The sequence below is a fragment of the Streptomyces sp. NPDC051636 genome (genome assembly GCF_044453765.1).
Taxonomy (GTDB): Bacteria; Actinomycetota; Actinomycetes; order Streptomycetales; family Streptomycetaceae; genus Streptomyces.
In genome coordinates this window covers 20,702-36,700 of sequence record NZ_JBITDA010000002.1, presented here as the reverse complement: position 1 = coordinate 36,700, position 15,999 = coordinate 20,702, and the positions used below count along the sequence as shown (strand labels likewise).

At 68.2% G+C, this 15,999-nt stretch carries 16 protein-coding genes and 6 pseudogenes; 18 read left to right on the top strand and 4 right to left on the bottom strand.

Annotation, left to right across the window (positions count from 1 at the left end):
- Nucleotides 1-166: 166 nt before the first annotated feature.
- From ACIBBH_RS03685 to ACIBBH_RS03650, 8 genes and pseudogenes are all read left to right on the top strand, one after another.
- Nucleotides 167-1,282, top strand: a complete 1,116-nt coding sequence (locus ACIBBH_RS03685; protein WP_399401566.1) for a S8/S53 family peptidase — start codon at nucleotides 167-169, stop codon at nucleotides 1,280-1,282.
- Between the two features lie 7 nt (nucleotides 1,283-1,289).
- Nucleotides 1,290-1,865 (top strand): RNA polymerase sigma factor, encoded by a 576-nt coding sequence (locus ACIBBH_RS03680; protein WP_399401564.1) that lies wholly within the window; start codon nucleotides 1,290-1,292, stop codon nucleotides 1,863-1,865.
- Nucleotides 1,866-1,900: 35 nt separating this feature from the next.
- Nucleotides 1,901-2,377, top strand: a complete 477-nt coding sequence (locus tag ACIBBH_RS03675; protein ID WP_399401562.1) for a hypothetical protein — start codon at nucleotides 1,901-1,903, stop codon at nucleotides 2,375-2,377.
- A 173-nt stretch (nucleotides 2,378-2,550) separates the two neighbouring features.
- Nucleotides 2,551-3,111, top strand: a complete 561-nt coding sequence (locus tag ACIBBH_RS03670; RefSeq protein WP_399401560.1) for a hypothetical protein — start codon at nucleotides 2,551-2,553, stop codon at nucleotides 3,109-3,111.
- Nucleotides 3,112-3,564: 453 nt separating this feature from the next.
- A complete protein-coding gene (locus ACIBBH_RS03665; RefSeq protein ID WP_399401558.1) occupies nucleotides 3,565-3,942 on the top strand; it encodes a group II intron maturase-specific domain-containing protein in 378 nt (125 codons plus the stop codon).
- Between the two features lie 115 nt (nucleotides 3,943-4,057).
- Nucleotides 4,058-4,318 (top strand): annotated as a pseudogene (locus ACIBBH_RS03660) (ATP-binding protein); the annotation flags it as partial.
- Between the two features lie 88 nt (nucleotides 4,319-4,406).
- Nucleotides 4,407-4,943, top strand: coding sequence for an SMI1/KNR4 family protein (locus ACIBBH_RS03655; RefSeq protein WP_399401556.1), 537 nt, complete (start codon nucleotides 4,407-4,409; stop codon nucleotides 4,941-4,943).
- 132 nt (nucleotides 4,944-5,075) lie between these two features.
- A pseudogene (locus ACIBBH_RS03650) lies at nucleotides 5,076-5,159 on the top strand (rhodanese-like domain-containing protein); the annotation flags it as partial.
- Here ACIBBH_RS03650 and ACIBBH_RS03645 read toward each other — a convergent pair.
- Both ACIBBH_RS03645 and ACIBBH_RS03640 read right to left on the bottom strand, forming a co-directional pair.
- Nucleotides 5,158-5,525 (bottom strand): annotated as a pseudogene (locus ACIBBH_RS03645) (IS701 family transposase); the annotation flags it as partial. The pseudogenes ACIBBH_RS03650 and ACIBBH_RS03645 sit on opposite strands and share 2 nt — an antisense overlap.
- Nucleotides 5,526-6,053: 528 nt before the next feature.
- Nucleotides 6,054-6,515: a MarR family winged helix-turn-helix transcriptional regulator gene (locus ACIBBH_RS03640; RefSeq protein ID WP_399401554.1), complete on the bottom strand. Its 462-nt coding sequence runs from the start codon at nucleotides 6,513-6,515 to the stop codon at nucleotides 6,054-6,056.
- A gap of 94 nt (nucleotides 6,516-6,609) precedes the next feature.
- On the opposite strand from ACIBBH_RS03640, the gene ACIBBH_RS03635 reads away from it, so the two are divergent.
- The 3 genes and pseudogenes from ACIBBH_RS03635 to ACIBBH_RS03625 all read left to right on the top strand — a co-directional run.
- A complete protein-coding gene (locus ACIBBH_RS03635) occupies nucleotides 6,610-6,981 on the top strand; it encodes a VOC family protein (protein WP_399401552.1) in 372 nt (123 codons plus the stop codon).
- A 2-nt stretch (nucleotides 6,982-6,983) separates the two neighbouring features.
- On the top strand, nucleotides 6,984-7,937 hold the full coding sequence (locus ACIBBH_RS03630; protein ID WP_399401550.1) for a DNA-3-methyladenine glycosylase 2: 954 nt from the start codon (nucleotides 6,984-6,986) through the stop codon (nucleotides 7,935-7,937).
- 23 nt (nucleotides 7,938-7,960) lie between these two features.
- A pseudogene (locus ACIBBH_RS03625) lies at nucleotides 7,961-8,059 on the top strand (IS5/IS1182 family transposase); the annotation flags it as partial.
- 144 nt (nucleotides 8,060-8,203) lie between these two features.
- Here ACIBBH_RS03625 and ACIBBH_RS03620 read toward each other — a convergent pair.
- Nucleotides 8,204-8,653, bottom strand: a complete 450-nt coding sequence (locus ACIBBH_RS03620) for a MarR family winged helix-turn-helix transcriptional regulator (RefSeq protein ID WP_399401548.1) — start codon at nucleotides 8,651-8,653, stop codon at nucleotides 8,204-8,206.
- Nucleotides 8,654-9,045: 392 nt separating this feature from the next.
- On the opposite strand from ACIBBH_RS03620, the pseudogene ACIBBH_RS03615 reads away from it, so the two are divergent.
- Together ACIBBH_RS03615 and ACIBBH_RS03610 are read left to right on the top strand one after the other, a co-directional pair.
- A pseudogene (locus ACIBBH_RS03615) lies at nucleotides 9,046-9,686 on the top strand (IS3 family transposase); the annotation flags it as partial.
- Nucleotides 9,687-9,700: 14 nt separating this feature from the next.
- A pseudogene (locus tag ACIBBH_RS03610) lies at nucleotides 9,701-10,120 on the top strand (IS630 family transposase); the annotation flags it as partial.
- Nucleotides 10,121-10,283: 163 nt separating this feature from the next.
- On the opposite strand, the gene ACIBBH_RS03605 reads toward ACIBBH_RS03610, so the two are convergent.
- Nucleotides 10,284-10,658: an antibiotic biosynthesis monooxygenase family protein gene (locus ACIBBH_RS03605; RefSeq protein WP_399401546.1), complete on the bottom strand. Its 375-nt coding sequence runs from the start codon at nucleotides 10,656-10,658 to the stop codon at nucleotides 10,284-10,286.
- Between the two features lie 710 nt (nucleotides 10,659-11,368).
- Here ACIBBH_RS03605 and ACIBBH_RS03600 point away from each other — a divergent pair.
- The 5 genes from ACIBBH_RS03600 (at nucleotide 11,369) to ACIBBH_RS03580 (ending at nucleotide 15,976) form a co-directional block, all read left to right on the top strand.
- Nucleotides 11,369-12,157, top strand: a complete 789-nt coding sequence (locus ACIBBH_RS03600) for a FadR/GntR family transcriptional regulator (RefSeq protein ID WP_399401544.1) — start codon at nucleotides 11,369-11,371, stop codon at nucleotides 12,155-12,157.
- Between the two features lie 230 nt (nucleotides 12,158-12,387).
- Complete coding sequence (locus ACIBBH_RS03595; protein ID WP_399401542.1) at nucleotides 12,388-13,365, top strand: TAXI family TRAP transporter solute-binding subunit; 978 nt, start codon at nucleotides 12,388-12,390, stop codon at nucleotides 13,363-13,365.
- Between the two features lie 29 nt (nucleotides 13,366-13,394).
- Nucleotides 13,395-14,066, top strand: a complete 672-nt coding sequence (locus tag ACIBBH_RS03590; RefSeq protein WP_399401540.1) for a class II aldolase/adducin family protein — start codon at nucleotides 13,395-13,397, stop codon at nucleotides 14,064-14,066.
- Between the two features lie 135 nt (nucleotides 14,067-14,201).
- Entirely contained in the window at nucleotides 14,202-14,948 is a 747-nt protein-coding gene (locus ACIBBH_RS03585) for a dienelactone hydrolase family protein (RefSeq protein ID WP_399401538.1), read from the top strand.
- A 53-nt stretch (nucleotides 14,949-15,001) separates the two neighbouring features.
- Nucleotides 15,002-15,976, top strand: a complete 975-nt coding sequence (locus ACIBBH_RS03580) for a hypothetical protein (protein WP_399401536.1) — start codon at nucleotides 15,002-15,004, stop codon at nucleotides 15,974-15,976.
- The last annotated feature ends 23 nt before the right edge of the window (nucleotides 15,977-15,999 follow it).

Sequence of the window (15,999 nt, the reverse complement as noted above, 5' to 3'; positions counted from 1 at the left end):
CCGCCGCGGCCGCCGGCGCTGCCTTACGCGAAGGCTCTGTCACGCCCGGCCCCCGTGTTTCCGTCCGATGAATACGCGTTCAGGGCGCGTGCCAGACTATCCCGTGATAGGACATCATCTGCATGCTTACCAAATACCACACCATCCTGCGATAGGACACACCTGCATGCTTATCGAAGTAGGCCGCTCTTTGCACTACAGCGACCAACTCGTCGTAGACCTCGGGCATTTGGAGTTCGTCCAGGGCATGCTGGGAGAGCTCGGCATCCAGCACGCCACGCTCGGCCCGGACGACCAGGACGAGCTCCTGGGGCTCGCGCGCCTGAGAGACCTCACCGACGACGTTGGCAGCGACCTGGACGTGGGCGAGATCCTGGCCATGCTGCAGCAGAAGGCGGCCGCCCAACGCGACGGCTTAGTACCGGTGATGGGCAAGAACCGGGTGGTCGAGGGCGTGATCGGCGAGAGCCACAAGCCGATGGACGGCGGGTACCCGGAGCCGGCCGAGGCCTCCCAGTTGCCGGATGTGTCCATGATTCCGCCGGACGCCGGGCGCGGCGTACGCGTCGGCCTGGTCGACACCCCGCCCGCGGCGCCGCAGCCCGGCACGCCGGAGAATCCGCTGCCGTACCGCGCGGGGCACGCCGAGTTCGTGGCGAGCCTCATCCGTCGGCAGGCGCCCGCCGCGGAAATCCACATCGAGGGCGTCCTCGACCCCAAAACGGGCCGCGCGGACTCCTGGGACACCGCCCGGGCCATACTGCGGCTGGTCACCATCCGGCAGCTGGACATCCTCAACCTCTCGCTGGGCTGCTACGCCCCCAACGGGCCGCCGTTGGTCATCAACCGGGCAATCGAGCGGCTCGGGTCCCGGGTGCTCGTGATCGCGGCGGCAGGCAACCACGGCGAGTTCCTTCACCTCACCGCGGGCCGCACCCGGCACTCTTGCTCCTGGCCGGCCGGCATCCCCCCGACGACCGCGGTCGGCTCGGTCGACGCCGAGGGGAACACCGCGCCGTTCAGCCCGAGGGCGTCCTGGGTGACGTGCACCACCCTCGGGGTGGACGTCGTGGGCTCCTACCTCAGGGGAGAGGTCCAAATCGGGGCCGGTACCCGTCACTTCGACGGACTCGCCCAATGGAGCGGTACGTCCTTCTCCGCCGCAACCGTCTCCGGGGCGGTCGCCGCCCGCACCGTTCCCGGCTCGGTACCCCCGCGGCAGGCACTGGCGGACCTGCTGACCAACGCCACCCTGGTGCGACCGTTCACCGACGGGTCATGATGCTGCCATGCGCGACGATCCCGCAGTGGTGGACCTGGTGCTCCGTGCCCGGGACGGCGACGGCAAGGCTTGGGACGGCATCGTCGAGCGCTACGCCTCGCTGATCTGGTCGGTGTGCCGCCGCTATGGGCTGACCGGCAGCGACGCGGACGATGTCGCGGGCAGCGTGTGGCTGCGGCTCGTCGAGTATCTGGACACGCTAAGGGATCCGGCCGCGCTGCCGGGCTGGCTGGCCCGCACCACGCAGCGCGAATGCCTGCAGGCGCTGGGCGCCAGGAAGCGGCAGGTACCGGTGGACGACCCGGGTCTGGAGAACCACTCCGTGAGCGGTGGCGAAGCAGGCGGACTGGACAGCGACCTGCTGAGGGCGGAGCGGCGGCATGCCCTGCGTACGGCCTTCGCGGAACTGCCAGCCCGCTGCCGGGAATTGCTCGGCATGCTCTTCGCCGACCCTCCGTTGCCGTACGCGGAGATCAGCACGGCCCTCGACCTCCCAGTCGGTGCCATCGGCCCCAACCGCCGGCGCTGCCTGGAACGCCTGCGCCGCAGCCGGACGCTGGCCGCGTTCGCGCCCGCACAGTGACCGGCGTGGCCGATGGTGTGGAAGGAAGGGACGGCATGACCGACGAACCGGACTGGTGGAGCGACGACGACCGCTTCCTCACGGAGCTGGGCGCGGCGCTGCGCGACGCTGAGGCGCCGGATTCCTTCCTGCGGGCGGGGCGGGCCGCCTTCGCCTGGCGGACCGTCGATGCCGAACTGGCCGAGCTGCGGCTCGACTCGTCGTTCGCGGAGCCGGAGTCCGCGGGTCTTCGTGGCGAGCCGTACGGCCCGGGGCCGCGGGCGCTGAGCTTCGCGGCCCGGGAGCTGTCCATCGAGGTCGAAATCCATCCAGACGCCGTACGCGGCCAGTTGGTGCCGGGGCAGCCCGGCACGGTGCTGGTACGGAGCGAGGACGGCTCCGTGGGCGAGGTGCCGGTCGACGAGGTCGGCTGGTTCGTGATCCGGCCGGTGCCGGCGGGCCGGTTCCGGCTGCATGTACGGACGACGGCGGGGACGGCAGTGCTCACGGAGTGGATCACCACGCACCCGTAGTCCGTAGAACCAGGCCATTCGCGCGCGGCCGTAAGCCGCACACCTGGCGATACACCGGCGACGCGAACTCGTCACCCTCTTCTTGAAATTCGCTGTATCACCGCTCCCCTCCACCCCTCCGGCCTGTGACGGACCAACCCACATCGGCCGGCAAGTGGAAAAGGAGAATGGCCATGAGCTTTGTCATGGTGGTTTGCACGGGCATGATCTGCTTCGGCGAGACCGACTACGACGGCGGAAGCGGATCAGACGAGATCTACCTGCTCACCAACATCTTCACGGAGGAGGCGGGCCAGTCACGCGTCCGCACCCAGTCGACCGGCGTGTTCGAACCGGTGGACGCTGGCGGCACGTTCCCCTTCACCCGGATCCTGTACATGGGCGAAGCACAGGACATGACGCTGGCCGCTACCTGCATGGAGCAGGACTACGGCGACCCGGACGCGCTGAAGGAGAAGGCGCACCAAGTCGCCGAAGCGTCCGCTCAAGCCGCTCGTGCCGCCGGATACAAGGTGCCGGACTGGACACCGGGCGTACTCGCCGAACTGGCAAACGCGTTGTTCGGCACGGGTGACGACAACCTCGGAACGGTCACCGAGTACCTGCCAGTCGCCCGCCTCGAGCAGCTGGCCAATGCTCCCGAGCTGGACGAGCGGGGCATCAAGCACAAGTTCTTCACGTATCACAACGGCGAGGGGTCGACGTACAAGTTCTACTACAACGTGATTCGGTAGAACTCCGCGTGCAGGCCCCGCGCTGCGCCTTGTCCTGAGGGTTTAGCAGCTCGAGCTGGAACTTGATCCACGACAGAGGGGACTGCACCACGCCGAGGTGCCCCGGATGTACCCCGCGCCCCTTCCCCCCCGCAGGGGAAAGGGGCGCCCCCTTGGTAACAGCGGGAGATTCCCGAAGCGTTTGGCGCGCCTGGTGGGGAATCGTGGTCGCGGTGGCGGCTGCCACCGGAGCATTCGTCGTCGCGGCGATCCTGTCCTTGCTGACGCGGCGGTCTTTTCGGTGGGGCCGACGGCGGTGACTGCACAGACTCCAGTCCCAGCCCCGGTCCGACGCCCAGGGAAAGCGGTGATGGCGGCATCTTCGGCGGGCCCCAGGGCGGATGAGGGCTGGCACTGGCGTGGCGCCCAGCCCGTTCCTGCTGGGCAGAGCGCGAGGCGAGTTCACGGGAGACCGTGCGCGGGCCCGCAGGCGCAACGTCACCGGTCCTTCGGGGCTGGGCTGCCTACTTCCGCTACGGCGCGTCCAAGAGAACGTTCTCCTACCTCGGCTGGTACGGGTGGTGGAGACTGCTTCTCTGGATCCATTACAGGCACCCCCATCTGGCCTGGAAACAGCTGCGGCGCCGCTATTACGGGGCGGACCGCATCACGGAGGGCGGGGTCGTCCTCTACAACCCGGCGAAGATGCGGGTCCAGCGATACACGTTTCGTGGAGCGCAGATCAGCACCCCGTACAACATCGACGAGGTCGATCCCGATGGAGCACGTTTCCGCCGGACGAACCACGACGATGTGGCTTTCGTCGGCCAGGTCAGTGAATACCTCGCCTGATCCAGCGGATCACGTGGAGAGCCCGATGCTCGGCCAACGGGCACGTACGGTTCGGCGGGCGGGGACGGGAAAACCGACACTGGAAACAGTGCACGGCGTCTCGTCCCCGACCCAACACATGGAACTCGACCGCCACGGAGCCGAACTCCTCTTCCAGGTCCTGACCGAACGCGAGGAGAGGAACAGCGTCGCCATCGCCTCGAACGAGTCGTTCGGCGGCCGGACCCAGACCTTCACCGACCCGCCGCTCTGCGCGGCCATCGTCGACCGCCTCACCTTCAACGGCACCATCATCGGGACCGGCACCGACTCCTACCGCCTCGCCAGCACACGAGCCCGGGCTCCGGAACCCGCCAAGGTCGGCAGAGGGCGATAGCTGCCGATCTTGACGTCAGCGACGAGGGGGGTGAGGGACATCGGGACGAAGACCGGTGCTAAAAGATTGTTGTATGTGGGTTCAGCGAGTGATCGAACTGACCGGGTGGGAGCCGCTCGGGATCTCCGTCGACTGGGCGGCGATCGAGGGAGAGTTGGGGGTTCCGCTGCCGGCGGACTACAAGGAGCTCTACGAGGTGTTCGGCGGCGGCGTCTTCAGCGATTCCGTCTACTTTCTGGGGCGCGACGAAGGCCCCGCGTTCGACTTCCTGACACGGTGGCGGGTCGCCCTGTCGGTCGACCAGGACAGCAAGCTCGGAGATGTCTCCGCCGTCGATCCCTATGCGATCTACGCGCCGGGCGGCAAGGGGCTGGTTGAGTGGGGCTCCACCGAATGGGCCGACGAGTACTTCTGGCTGATCGATGCCGAGCGGCCGGGCGAGTACCCCGTCCTTGCGCGGTCCAATGACGTCGGCGGATGGCACCGGTACGACATGTCCACCTCGGAGTTCCTCTACCGCGTCCTTGCCGATGCCGATTTTCAACCTTTCGGGATCGCGCAGTACGACCTCGGCACGACGTTCAAGCCCGGCTCCGGCGACCCCTTCGATGGCCAGCCGCTCTGACGAGAGGCTGGCCGTCCCACGTTCGTGGACACGACAGTGCCGTCGTTTCTCATCGAGATCCGTGAGCCAGGTGATCACCAACTGCCTCCGGAACCGGTCGCCAAACGCTGTTCCTAGAGATCAACGAAGCCACACCTGCCTACCGCCGATATTCCTGCTCGTGCGCCGGACCTGCCGGACCCTGCGGTCCCGGTCATCACCTACTGCTGGGGCCCCGCCACCTGGAACCAGCCGTCTTGACCAGGGTGCTCAGCGGGACCGACAAGGTGGAATGGCAGCGGTGAGTAGGTGAGTTCACCGGTGGTGCGGTTGCGCCGGATCAGCAGCTGACGGTAGCCCGGCGCCGGGTCGGCGAGGTCGATGACGGCCCAGTCGTAGAAGCGGTGGCCCTTCGCGCCGCGTCCGGCCGACAGTTTCTGCCAGGCCCGCCTGGGCAGCATCGCCGCCGGCGCGTTCGGCGCGGAACTTCCCTGCCTTGGTGGCCACTTCGGCCGAGCAGGCCACGGCGAGCACATAGCCCATGCCGCGTTCCTCCAGAGCCGCCCTCAGCTTCGGGTTGCCGCCGGACACCTGGTCGCCGGCAGAAATGCGGAGGCGGCCTTCGCCGCGGGCTGATCCGTTGTGGGTGGAGACGTTCACAGGGCTGCGGATGAAGCAGTTCGAGCGATTTGCTGAAGGTGGCGGGGGAGCGGGGTGGCGACGGGCCTCGTATTGGGAGAGCGTGGTGTCTGCCGCTTCAGGACCGGGTGCTGCGACGGCCTCCACTACGCGGTCCAAGCCGTCGCGCACATGCACAACCTCGCCCTGGCCGCGTGATCAGAACAGCCGTGGTCGGGTTCTGACCTGCAAAATCACGGCCGTCCGCAACACGCTTCAGCGGGCGATGCCATGTCGGTTGCCGTAGTTCCTCAAGCAGTTCGGACCGACGAGGCCCGGTTGGGCCGGGACCGACCGGCCCTTCACGCCCTGACCCTCTCACCCCTCATCTGCAGGCGCGGCATCAGCCACAGGGGCATCCCCGCGGACCGCAGCGGTCTGCGGGGGCGCCCCGGCGACGCCGTCCTGGTCGGCCACGTCACGGCTGCTGGTCCTCACCGAAGGGCCGGGCGGCTACTCGTCGAGGGCCTCGGCCATGGTGTCGAGGTCGGCGAGGAGGGCTGTCAGGCGCCGCGCCGGAATGGATTTGATCATGCGCTCCTCGATGGCGTAGACGGCGCTGCGGGCCGCGTGCAGGCGCTCCTGTCCGGCTGGGGTCAGGTGGGCGGGCAGGGCGCGGCCGTGGTCGGTGGTGGCCGGCCGGGTGATCAGACCGGCGTCTTTGAGGCCGCGCAGGACGACGTTGGCCGACTGCCGGGTGACAAAGGTGCCGCGGGCCAGGTCGGCGTTGGACAGGCCGGGCTGTTCGTCGAGCAGTTCCAGACAGGAGTACTGCGGGACGGTGAGGTCGTGCTCGCGCAGCGCCTTGTCCATGGCGCTGCGCAGGGCGGCTGAGGCGCGTTTGATGCGGTATCCCACGTGCTCGGTGACGTCCTTGGCTGGGTGGGGCGAGGGCACGGGCGCACGGTCTTCCATGTCAGCATTTTGACATACGTGAGAGCCGGTGCCTACAGTAGTGCATGTCAAAGTCCTGACATCGAAGTCTCGGCACCCCTGTCTTGGAGGAACCATGCCCGCCACCGTCGAAGGTCCCGATTTCATCGCGCTGCAGGTGAAGGATGTGTCTGCCGCGGCCGCCTTCTTCGAGGAGCGCCTCGGGCTGCGCCGGGCCCCCGCCTCGCCGCCCGGCGCGATCGTGTTCACCACCAGCCCGGTCCCATTCGCCGTCCGCGAGCCGCTGCCGGGCGTCGACCTGGACGGCGCCGCGCGCCCCGGTTTGGGTATGGCGCTCTGGCTGCGCACCACGGACGCCGGCGCGCTGCGCGAGCAGCTCGTCGCGGCCGGCACGGAAGACGTCAGCCCGCTGCAGGACAGCCCGTTCGGGCCGATGTTCTCCTTCACCGGCCCCGAGGGCTACCGGCTCACCGTGCACGGAGGCTGAGCGTGAAGGCCGTCGTCCTCACTCCCCGCGGCCCGTTCTCGCTCGCGGCGAGCCTGCGCTTCCTGGAAGGGTTCACCCCTGCCCGCTATGAGGGAGGCCACGACGGGGTGCTCCGGCTGGCGTTCCCCTCGGACGACGGCCGTTTCACCGTCGCCTCCGCCGTACAGCAGGAGCAGACCACCGAAGGCACCGGCGCGGTGCGCGCCGAGATCACCCTCCACCCGGCCCCCGCCCCGGGCACCCCGGCATCGTCCGCCGACAGCGATCCCTGGGAGACGGCAGCCGCCGGCGTTGCCCGCATTCTCTCCCTGGACGTCGACGGCGCCCGCTTTCCCGCCCTGGCATCCGCCGATCCGGTGGTGGCCGGGCTCATGCAGGAGTTTCCCGGGCTGCGGCCGGTGTGTTTCAACTCGCCCTACGAAGCCGCAGCGTGGGCGGTCATCGGCCACCGGATCCGCATGAGCCACGCCGCCGCAGTCAAAAGACTCCTGGCCCAGCGGCACGGAGAGCGCGTCGAGGTCGCCGGGCAGGACCTGTTCGCCTTCCCCGCCCCGCACGTGCTGCGTACGGTCACGAGCTTTCCCGGCCTGACCGAGGTGAAGCTGCAGCGACTGCACGCCATAGCCGACGCCGCCGCTGCCGGTGAACTCGACGCCGCCTCCCTGCGCTCGCTGTCGGCCCAGGACGCCCTCGTTGCGCTCCAGGAACTGTCCGGCATCGGCCCGTTCTCCGCCGAGCTCATCCTCATCCGCGGCGCCGGGCACCCCGATCTCTTCCCGCGCCATGAACCCCGGCTGCACGCTGCCATGACCGCCGTCTACGGCCTCGAGGGCCAGGCGGCCGGTGTCCCGGAGCTGGTGCGTGTTGCCGAGCGGTGGAAGCCCTACCGCAGCTGGGTGGCGCTCCTGCTGCGCGCCCACGCCGACCCGAACATCACATCGGCGCGCGGCAGATAGGAGTACCGCCGGTAGTCGGAAGTCGTGGAACTGCCGGCCGGCCACCTCGGTTGGAGCGTGCGACCTACCGCCGCCGCAACGTCATCGAGCGATGCTTCAACCGGCCAAAGGCTTTCGCGGCATCGCCACCCGGTGGACGCCGAGGCCGGAGCCTGGAAGGCCGTAAGGTTCATGTAGGACGCACATCACTTCAAAGCAGGCCAAGCCGCAAGAGCGACGTAACATCGCAAGCCATACTTAAATGCCCATTAAGCAGGAGATGAATGTCAGCTCTGGACGGGGGCGAGTTGCTCGGTCAGTTTCCATAGGTCGGGGAGCGCGCTGGCGATGCGCTCAGTCGATACGTCGGAAAGATGGCTCAGGGCTTCGGCAACGCCGGCATACAGGTCGGTGCTGGCCTGCTTGCTGGCTTCAAGCATCTTGGGGGTGGGGTGCAGCTGCACGAATCGACGGTCGGAGGGGTCCGGGACGCGCAGGAAGAACCCGTCCTTCACCAGCTTTGTCACCAGGCTGCTGACGTTGTGAGGCTGCATACGGAGAGCCTCCGCGGCCTGCCGTACCGTGATGCCTGGTTCGTCGGCCACGAGATGGAGGAGCTCCACCTGGGCTGGGGGCCGGATGTTCTCGTCTGCGGGGGGCCTCTGTGCCTGAAGCAGCCTGCGGTGAAGGGTCCAGATGACACGGGTGAGTTCTGCGGGCAGCTCGGCGGCGGTCATGCTGATGGATTTTACCTCTACGACGAGAGGGGTGTGCCCTCTGGTCGTCCGTGCTGGGCGTGTTTCATCGCGTGGAGCCATGACGTGAGGCCGGCGCGCTGGTGGTCAGGTCGGGGCGGTCGCGCCTACATCGTGCGCATGAAGACGGAGGGATGTCCGAACGGGGCGGTCGCCGAATCGCCACGCACCATCACCCGGTCGGCATCAGGGCAGGCCGGTCAGCTGGAGCTTGAGGTCGGACTGGTCGGACCAGAACCACGGGTGCCTTGTGCGGAGGCTGCCGCAGTCCACAGATGGGGGCAGCCGCCCTGCGCGCCTGCCCGGGCCTTTCCCCCTGAGCGTGGACACCTTGAACACTGGACCTTGCGGGTCCAGAGGATGAGATGTCACGCATGGTGATGGAGGTGTATTCGGCGGAGTTCAAGGGGGACGCTGTCGCGTCGTACCTGTCGGACCCGAAGAACACGTCCGAGGGTGTCGGCAAGGATGGGGATCAGCCGGGGAACGCTGCGGAGCTGGGTGCGGGCCGAGCGGGCAGGGCAGGGCCACACGGCGGGAGCAGGCGGCTCACCGCGGGCGGCGCAGAGGGACGAGGTAGCCTCCGATGTGCTGAAGGAGGAGAACAAGCAGCTCAGGCTCGGATCAGGGAGCTGCGACGGAGCGGGAGATCCTGCGGAGGACCGCGAAGTTGCTGTGCCGGGTCCTGGAGGTCTCCCGGTCCGGGTTCTACCGGTGGCTGAAGGCCGCCCCGGCCCGCCTGGCGCGAGCCCGGGACGATGCCCGCCTCGCGAGGCGGATCCGGGATATCCGCAAAGAGTCCGACGGCACCTATGGCATCCCGCGCATCACAGCCGAGTTGAAGGCCGCCGGGATCGGCGTCAACCATCAACGCGTCGAGCGGGTGATGCGCCGGATCGGTGTCCAGGGCGTGCATCTGCGCAAGAAGGTCCGCACCACGGTCCCCGAGCCGGAAGCGGCCCCGGTGCCGGACCTGCTGCGGCGGGACTTCACCGCGAACGGGCCGAATGCCAAATGAAGTCGTCTTCTGACGAGTTCGGGCCGCTCAACCTGATGCCCCACCCGGGCCGGCAGTGGGCCGAACGCGGAGGCAGGCACAAGGACCCCGACCACGCACCGCGCCGCAGGCGGCGGGTGACCTACAACCGCCATGGCGGCGTGCGGCATCTGTTCGCCGCCCTGGACCTGGGCAAGGACAAGCTCCATGGGCCCATCAAGCCGGTCAAGAAGCGCACCCAATTCCTGGAGTTCTGCCGCTACCCGCGCGGTCTCCATCCTCCCGAGGTCCGCATCGCGATCGTCTGTGACAACTTCTCCCCGCACCCGACCACGAAGAGGTGCCAGCGGGTCGGCACCTGGGCCAGCACAAACAACGTCGAGATGGCCTGCACACCCACCAACAGCTCCTGGTTCAATCGCATCGAGGCCCAGTTCACCGCCCTGCGTTATCACCCGATTCCCGCACGGCGAGGTTGGCCAGTGTGCGGCTGTCGCCGATGCCTCGGTGCATCTGGGCGGAGATGAAACAGGGCTGGGTCTTCATGTACGCCGAGTGGCGCTGCCAGTGCTCCATCACGAAAGGAGACGCTCTCGGTGCTCTGCGGGGCCGGGCTCATGCGACGCACACACCGGCCACGGCTGTCTTGCGCACCAGGACCGGATACGAGAGGGAACCGTCCGGGTAGAGGGGGAGCAGTTCCTGGAACGGCGCGCTGTTGAAAGCGTTCCTGAGGTCCGTGAGGGATTCCCAGACGGCCACGTTCGTCAGTACGCGGCTGTCGCCGATGCCGCGATGCAACTGCGCGGAGACGAAGCCGGGCCGGGCCTTCATCACGAAGGAATCCTTGCGCCAGACCTCGATGACCGCATCGACCTGCCCCTCGGGGGCGACGAATGTATTGATGATGGTGATCGGCTGCCCGTCGTCCTCGCCGTTAAGCTGGGTCAGGAACGGGAGTGAGGGGTCGATATCTTTGATCTCTATCATGCGCAGTGCCTTTCAGAGTGACTTTATGTGGTACGGGAACCGGACTTGAGGTCCGAGAGGTCCTCGCGGCTTTACGCGGGCCGACGGAGGTCAGCAGGCGCACGCCTCCACGTGGTCGGTAATGGCGCGGCGCGGGCGGTCTGCATACGCGGAGTGCGCGCCGAGGGTGCGGTGGCCGTGGTCCCCGCCCTCAGCGGCCTCGGTCGTGTCGCATACGAGCCAGCCCGGAGCGTCGGTGAGGCGGGGCAGACCGTGGTCGAATCACCAGTCCACGTTGGCGAAGCGATCGGTTCCACGTCATGCGAAGCCCAGAGCGAGGTTGCCCTGGACACGGCTGAGGATGTTGACGCTGAAGCATCCGGTAGCGGTGATGCCAGCGAGAATTTTCGAGCCCCGGTCGAGCGTGACGGTCACCATCCGGAGGCCTGAGCGAGAGCGAGGCGAAGGCACTGACGGTGGTGCCGTACGGGATGTGGTTCTGGGCTGCGGCGACGATCGTTACAGGCGCGCAGACACCGGCCATGAGGTCACCTAACTCCTGCTCACCAAGTATGGCGACCACGGGATCTCCATTCATCATGATGATTATGATGATGCTGCATCGGGCTTACGCGGCACGTCAAGAGGTGAGAGGCTATTCGTCATAATCAAAGACGTGGCGGGCCGGAGGCCTGCGGGCCGGGACGGCAGGGTCCGAGGGGAGTGACGTGATGGCGAAGGACGGCGTCGACGGAAAGCGTGGCCGGGGTGAGGGCGCGGGCCGGGAAACGGCGGACTTCCCGGCGCTGCGGCGTGGCGACTGGGGACAGTCCGGCGGGCAGGGGCGGGCGCACGTGGCTGCGGACGTGGTGGCGGCCCTGGTCGCTCAGGCTGAACCAGGGGCGCGGCTGGGGACCAAGGAGGAGCTGCGGGCGAAGTGCGGCGTCTCGGTGGGCACCTTCAACGAGACGCTGCGCCTGCTGCAGGCGCGGGCTCTCGTCACAGTCAGGCCGGGACCGGGCGGCGGCCTTTTTGCGGCGGAGCAGTCCCCGATGGTGCGGCTCGGCCACTCGGTCCTGGCCTTGGACTCTGGCGCGTCGGATGTCTCGGAGGCCGTACGGATCCGCAACGCGCTCGATCCGCTGCTGATAGAGGACGCCCTCTGGCACGCCTCGCCGGCCGACATCCAGGACATGCGCATACCCCTGCGGGAGATGCAGGACGCTGCGGACGCCGAAGACCCGGACGCGTTCATCCGCGCCAACTGGCGCCTGCACGCGAGGATCGCCGCGGTCAGCCCGAACACCCTCCTGCGCTCGCTGTACCTCAGCCTGCTCGACCTCATCGAGAAGCACGCGCTGGCTGTACGCCCGGACGGTGAGAGCTCCCTGCCCGAGCACATTCACGACCGGTGCCGACTGCACACCGCACTGATCGACGCGCTGGACAAACGCGACCGTGAGGAGGCCATGCGTCTCATCGCGGAGCACACGACCACGCGCAAGCGCCCCGCCGGCTGACTCCTGCAACCAACACCGGGCTCGGGAGGCACGCGACAGGGGGTTCCCTCTTCCCATTACCTCTAGTGCTAGAGGTAGCATCCCCGGGGGTGTGGGGGTCTGTGATTGGGGGGCCACCGCCAGGGGCGCCCCATGTTGCGACCGAATTACCTCTAGGGCTAGTCTTTTTCGCATGACAGGACCATAGTCCTTATTATCAGGAAGCGGAAGCCATCCACTCAGGGAGTGACATGTCTCAGCAGGTGGCCAGGGATGGACGTCCCCAAGAGCCCAAGATCGACCGATCCCTCACGCTTCATCTGCGGGGTGACTGGGGCAGCGCCAACCTGCACCGGGTGTGCGGCTGGATCTCCCAGGAGCTCACTGACCGTTGCGGCCCTCACACGAGGGTTGCGATCTGGAACAGCCGCGGCTTCAGCGACGCGGTACGCGCGGTCGGCCGAGGGGAGGTCGACGTCGCCATGACCACCCCGGCGGCCTTCGCCACCGCCGCGCTCGACGGGCGGGGCGTCTACCGGGAAGAGAGCTTTCCGCAGCTGCGAGCTTTGGGCGTGGTGCCGCAGCGCGACCGGCTCGTCATGGGGATACGCAAGTCCCTCGGCATCACCTCATTCGCCGAACTGCGCGAGAACAAGCCGGCGTTGAAGCTCGCCACCGCGATCCACGACGGAGAGAACTACGTCGGACTCGCCGCCCACGAACTCCTGACCCGCTCCGGCGTCGACATACTGGGATGGGGTGGTGAACTCCTGGAAGACGAGCGGCCCTTCGAGACCCTCGACCATGTCCGGGACGGCCGGGCCGACGCCATCGTCCACGAGGCATACATGCTGCCCGCCTGGCAGGAGATCGGCACCGGCCTCAACTTCCTGGAGGTCGAGCAGGAGGTCCTGGACAGCCTGCGCGACGACTACAGCTGGCCCGCGGCGATCGTGGACGAGGGCCACTTCCCTGGCTGCCGGAGCTTTCGCACCCTGGACTTCTCCGACTTCCTCGTCCTCACCCGCGCCGACCTGCCCGAAGACGTCGCCTACGCGATCGCCTGGGTGCTCGGCGAGACACGGCACATCATCGAGGGCCAGTACCGCCACCTCGCCCCCGAGCGCAGCCCCATCACCTACCCCCTCGACCCGGTCTCGATGGGCAAGACCCCCGTGCCCCTGCACCCGGGTGCGGCCCGCTACTACGACGCCCTGCCGACGCCATGACTCCCCAGGAGGCGCGGGACCTGGCCGTCATGGCATCGCACGCACTGGCGGCGGCCGGCCAGGGCGACATGGTGTGGGGGCATGCCGCAGTACGCGACCCGGACGGCCGCGGTATCTGGATCAAAGCCCCGGGGTGGGGGCTGGAAGAGGTCCGCGAGGACCGGCTCCAGCTCGTCTCGTTCGAAGCCGACGTACTCGAAGGCGAGGGCGCCCCCCACAAGGAATGCCATATCCACCTTCAAGTGCTGCGCGCGCAGCCGCAGACGGTCTGCTCCGTGCACACCCACGCCCCGGACGCCGTCGCCTTCGCCGCGCTCGATGTGCCACTACTGGCCGTGTCCCACGAAGGCGCCGTCTTCGGCGGCCAGGACGTCCCGCGCTTCCGTGACACCGGCGCCCTGGTCAGCACGCCGGAGCTCGGCAAGGCGCTCGCCGCCGCCCTCGGTGACGCGCCGGCGACGCTCATGCCCAAACACGGCTTGGTGGCAGCCGGACACAGCGTTCCCGCCGCGGTGATGCACGCCGTACTCCTCAACCGTGCCTGCCTCATCCAGCTGAAGGCCCTCAGCGCCGGGAGCCTCCGCACTCACTCGGACGTGGACGAAGCCCGCGCCAAGCGCGCTGAGTGCTGGCCGCACAGCCAAATCGAGGCGGGCTGGCGCTACTTGCTCCGCCTCGCAGCCACCGGCCGGGCAGTGTGACGCGCCCTGCCTCGATCTGAGGCCCCGCAACAGACCGGACCAGGCTCTTGGCGTACAGGAAACTCCGTCCAAGACCGCCGGGTGACGGCTCCGTTCCTCTCAGCCCGCTCACATCTCAGACGAAAGAACCGAAAGATGAGCGACCAGCACCCTCCCACTTCCGTGACGACCGACTGGGTCACCTTGCCGAGCGCGGACGGCCCGATGCACACATATGTCGCCCGTCCCGCCGCACCGGCCAACCGGGCCGTCGTCGTGCTTCAAGAGGCCTTCGGCGTCAACGATCACATCCAGGACATCGCCGACCGCTATGCCGCCCGCGGCTTCCTCGCCCTGGCCCCGGACCTCTTCCACCGAAACGGGGCCGGCACCCTCGGCTACGAGCAGCACGCCGAAGCCATGCCGCTCATCGGAGCGATCGGCACGGACGCCATCGTCACCGACGTGGAAGCCGTCCTGACACATCTGGCGCAGGCCGAGGGCATCCCCACCGCCCGCACGGCCATCAACGGCTTCTGTTTCGGCGGCCGCGCCGCGTTCACCGCCGCAACCGCGATCAGGGGTCTGGCCGCTACCGTCGTCTTTTACGGACCCGGCATCGCCGCCGGGCCGCACGCCGTCCTCGACCGCGCGAAGTCCATCGACGCGCCCATGCTGCTGCACGTCGGCGCCGACGACCCGACCATTCCCGCCGATCAGGTGGCAGCGATCGACGCCGCGCTGAACGCCGCCGGCGTCACCTTCGAAAGTTACGTGTACGACGGCGCGGGCCACGCCTTCGCCTGCGACGCCCGCCCGCACATGTACCGCGCTGATGCGGCGGAGACCGCCTGGCAGCGCACCCACACCTTCCTCAAGCGCCACCTGCCGCAGACCGCCTGAGCACACCCGGACGGTCCACCACTCAACGAAGCGAGGTAGTCCCCATGGGAACCGTGCGGGAAATCATTCAGGTTGTCTGCTCCGAACAGCCGCCGCGGACCGTCGAACGAGACGAGGACCAGCTGCTGGCCCCTCCCCACCCCAGCCCCTTGCCCCTCAAACCGGGGCGCGGCCACGATCCCCTGACGGTGGTGCACTTCCCCCAGGAATACTCGGCGCAGCCGTTCGCGCCGCCGCGGGGAGTCTACGAGAGCGCCCAGGTGCGGGTGGAGTGGCAGACGATGGACAACCGTCAGCCCTTCTACCACCGCAACTGCGACGTCGACGAGCTCTCCTACCAGATCGCGGGCGAGCGTACCCTCATGACCGAACTGGGCGTGGTGGAGCACCGCCCCGGCGACTTCTCCCGGATACCGCGCGGGGTGGCCCATGACAACTACGGCCGCAAGGAGAGCCACCTCCTCTTCTACGCGCCTGCCCCGGTTACGGAGGAACGCGCGGCCGCACGCCAGTCGGAGCCGGTGTTCCCCGCCTTTCCCGGCTGGGAAGCGGGAGCGGTCAACGAGGCGGTCACCCAGTGCATGGGCACCCCCGGGCACGACATCACCGTGTTCCCCGTGGACGAGCGCGTCCTGCTCGAACAGGTCCATGCGGAGAAGGACCGGCTTCAGGTGCTGCGCCGGTCCGAAGACCACGGAGTGACCTGGCTCTACCGCTCCGCCTCCTTCCGGCTCGCCACCATCCGCCTGCCCGCCTCCGACGGCCGCGTCTACCAGCGCACCCTGGACGCGGACGAGATCCAGTACCAGATCAGCGGCCGCCGCACCCTGGTCTCCCAGCGCGGCATCGTCGAACTCGGCCCCGGCGATTTCGTCCGCATCCCGCTGGGCCTCGCACACACGAGCATCAGCGCGGAGGACACCGAATTCATCGCCCTGTACTCCGACCGTGAACTCCCGCAGGTCGCCGAGACCTCCAGGACGGCCGAACCCTGCTCGCCGCAGCGGCTCGCCACCCTGCGCGCCTGACTCCTCCGCACACCTCAAGGAGC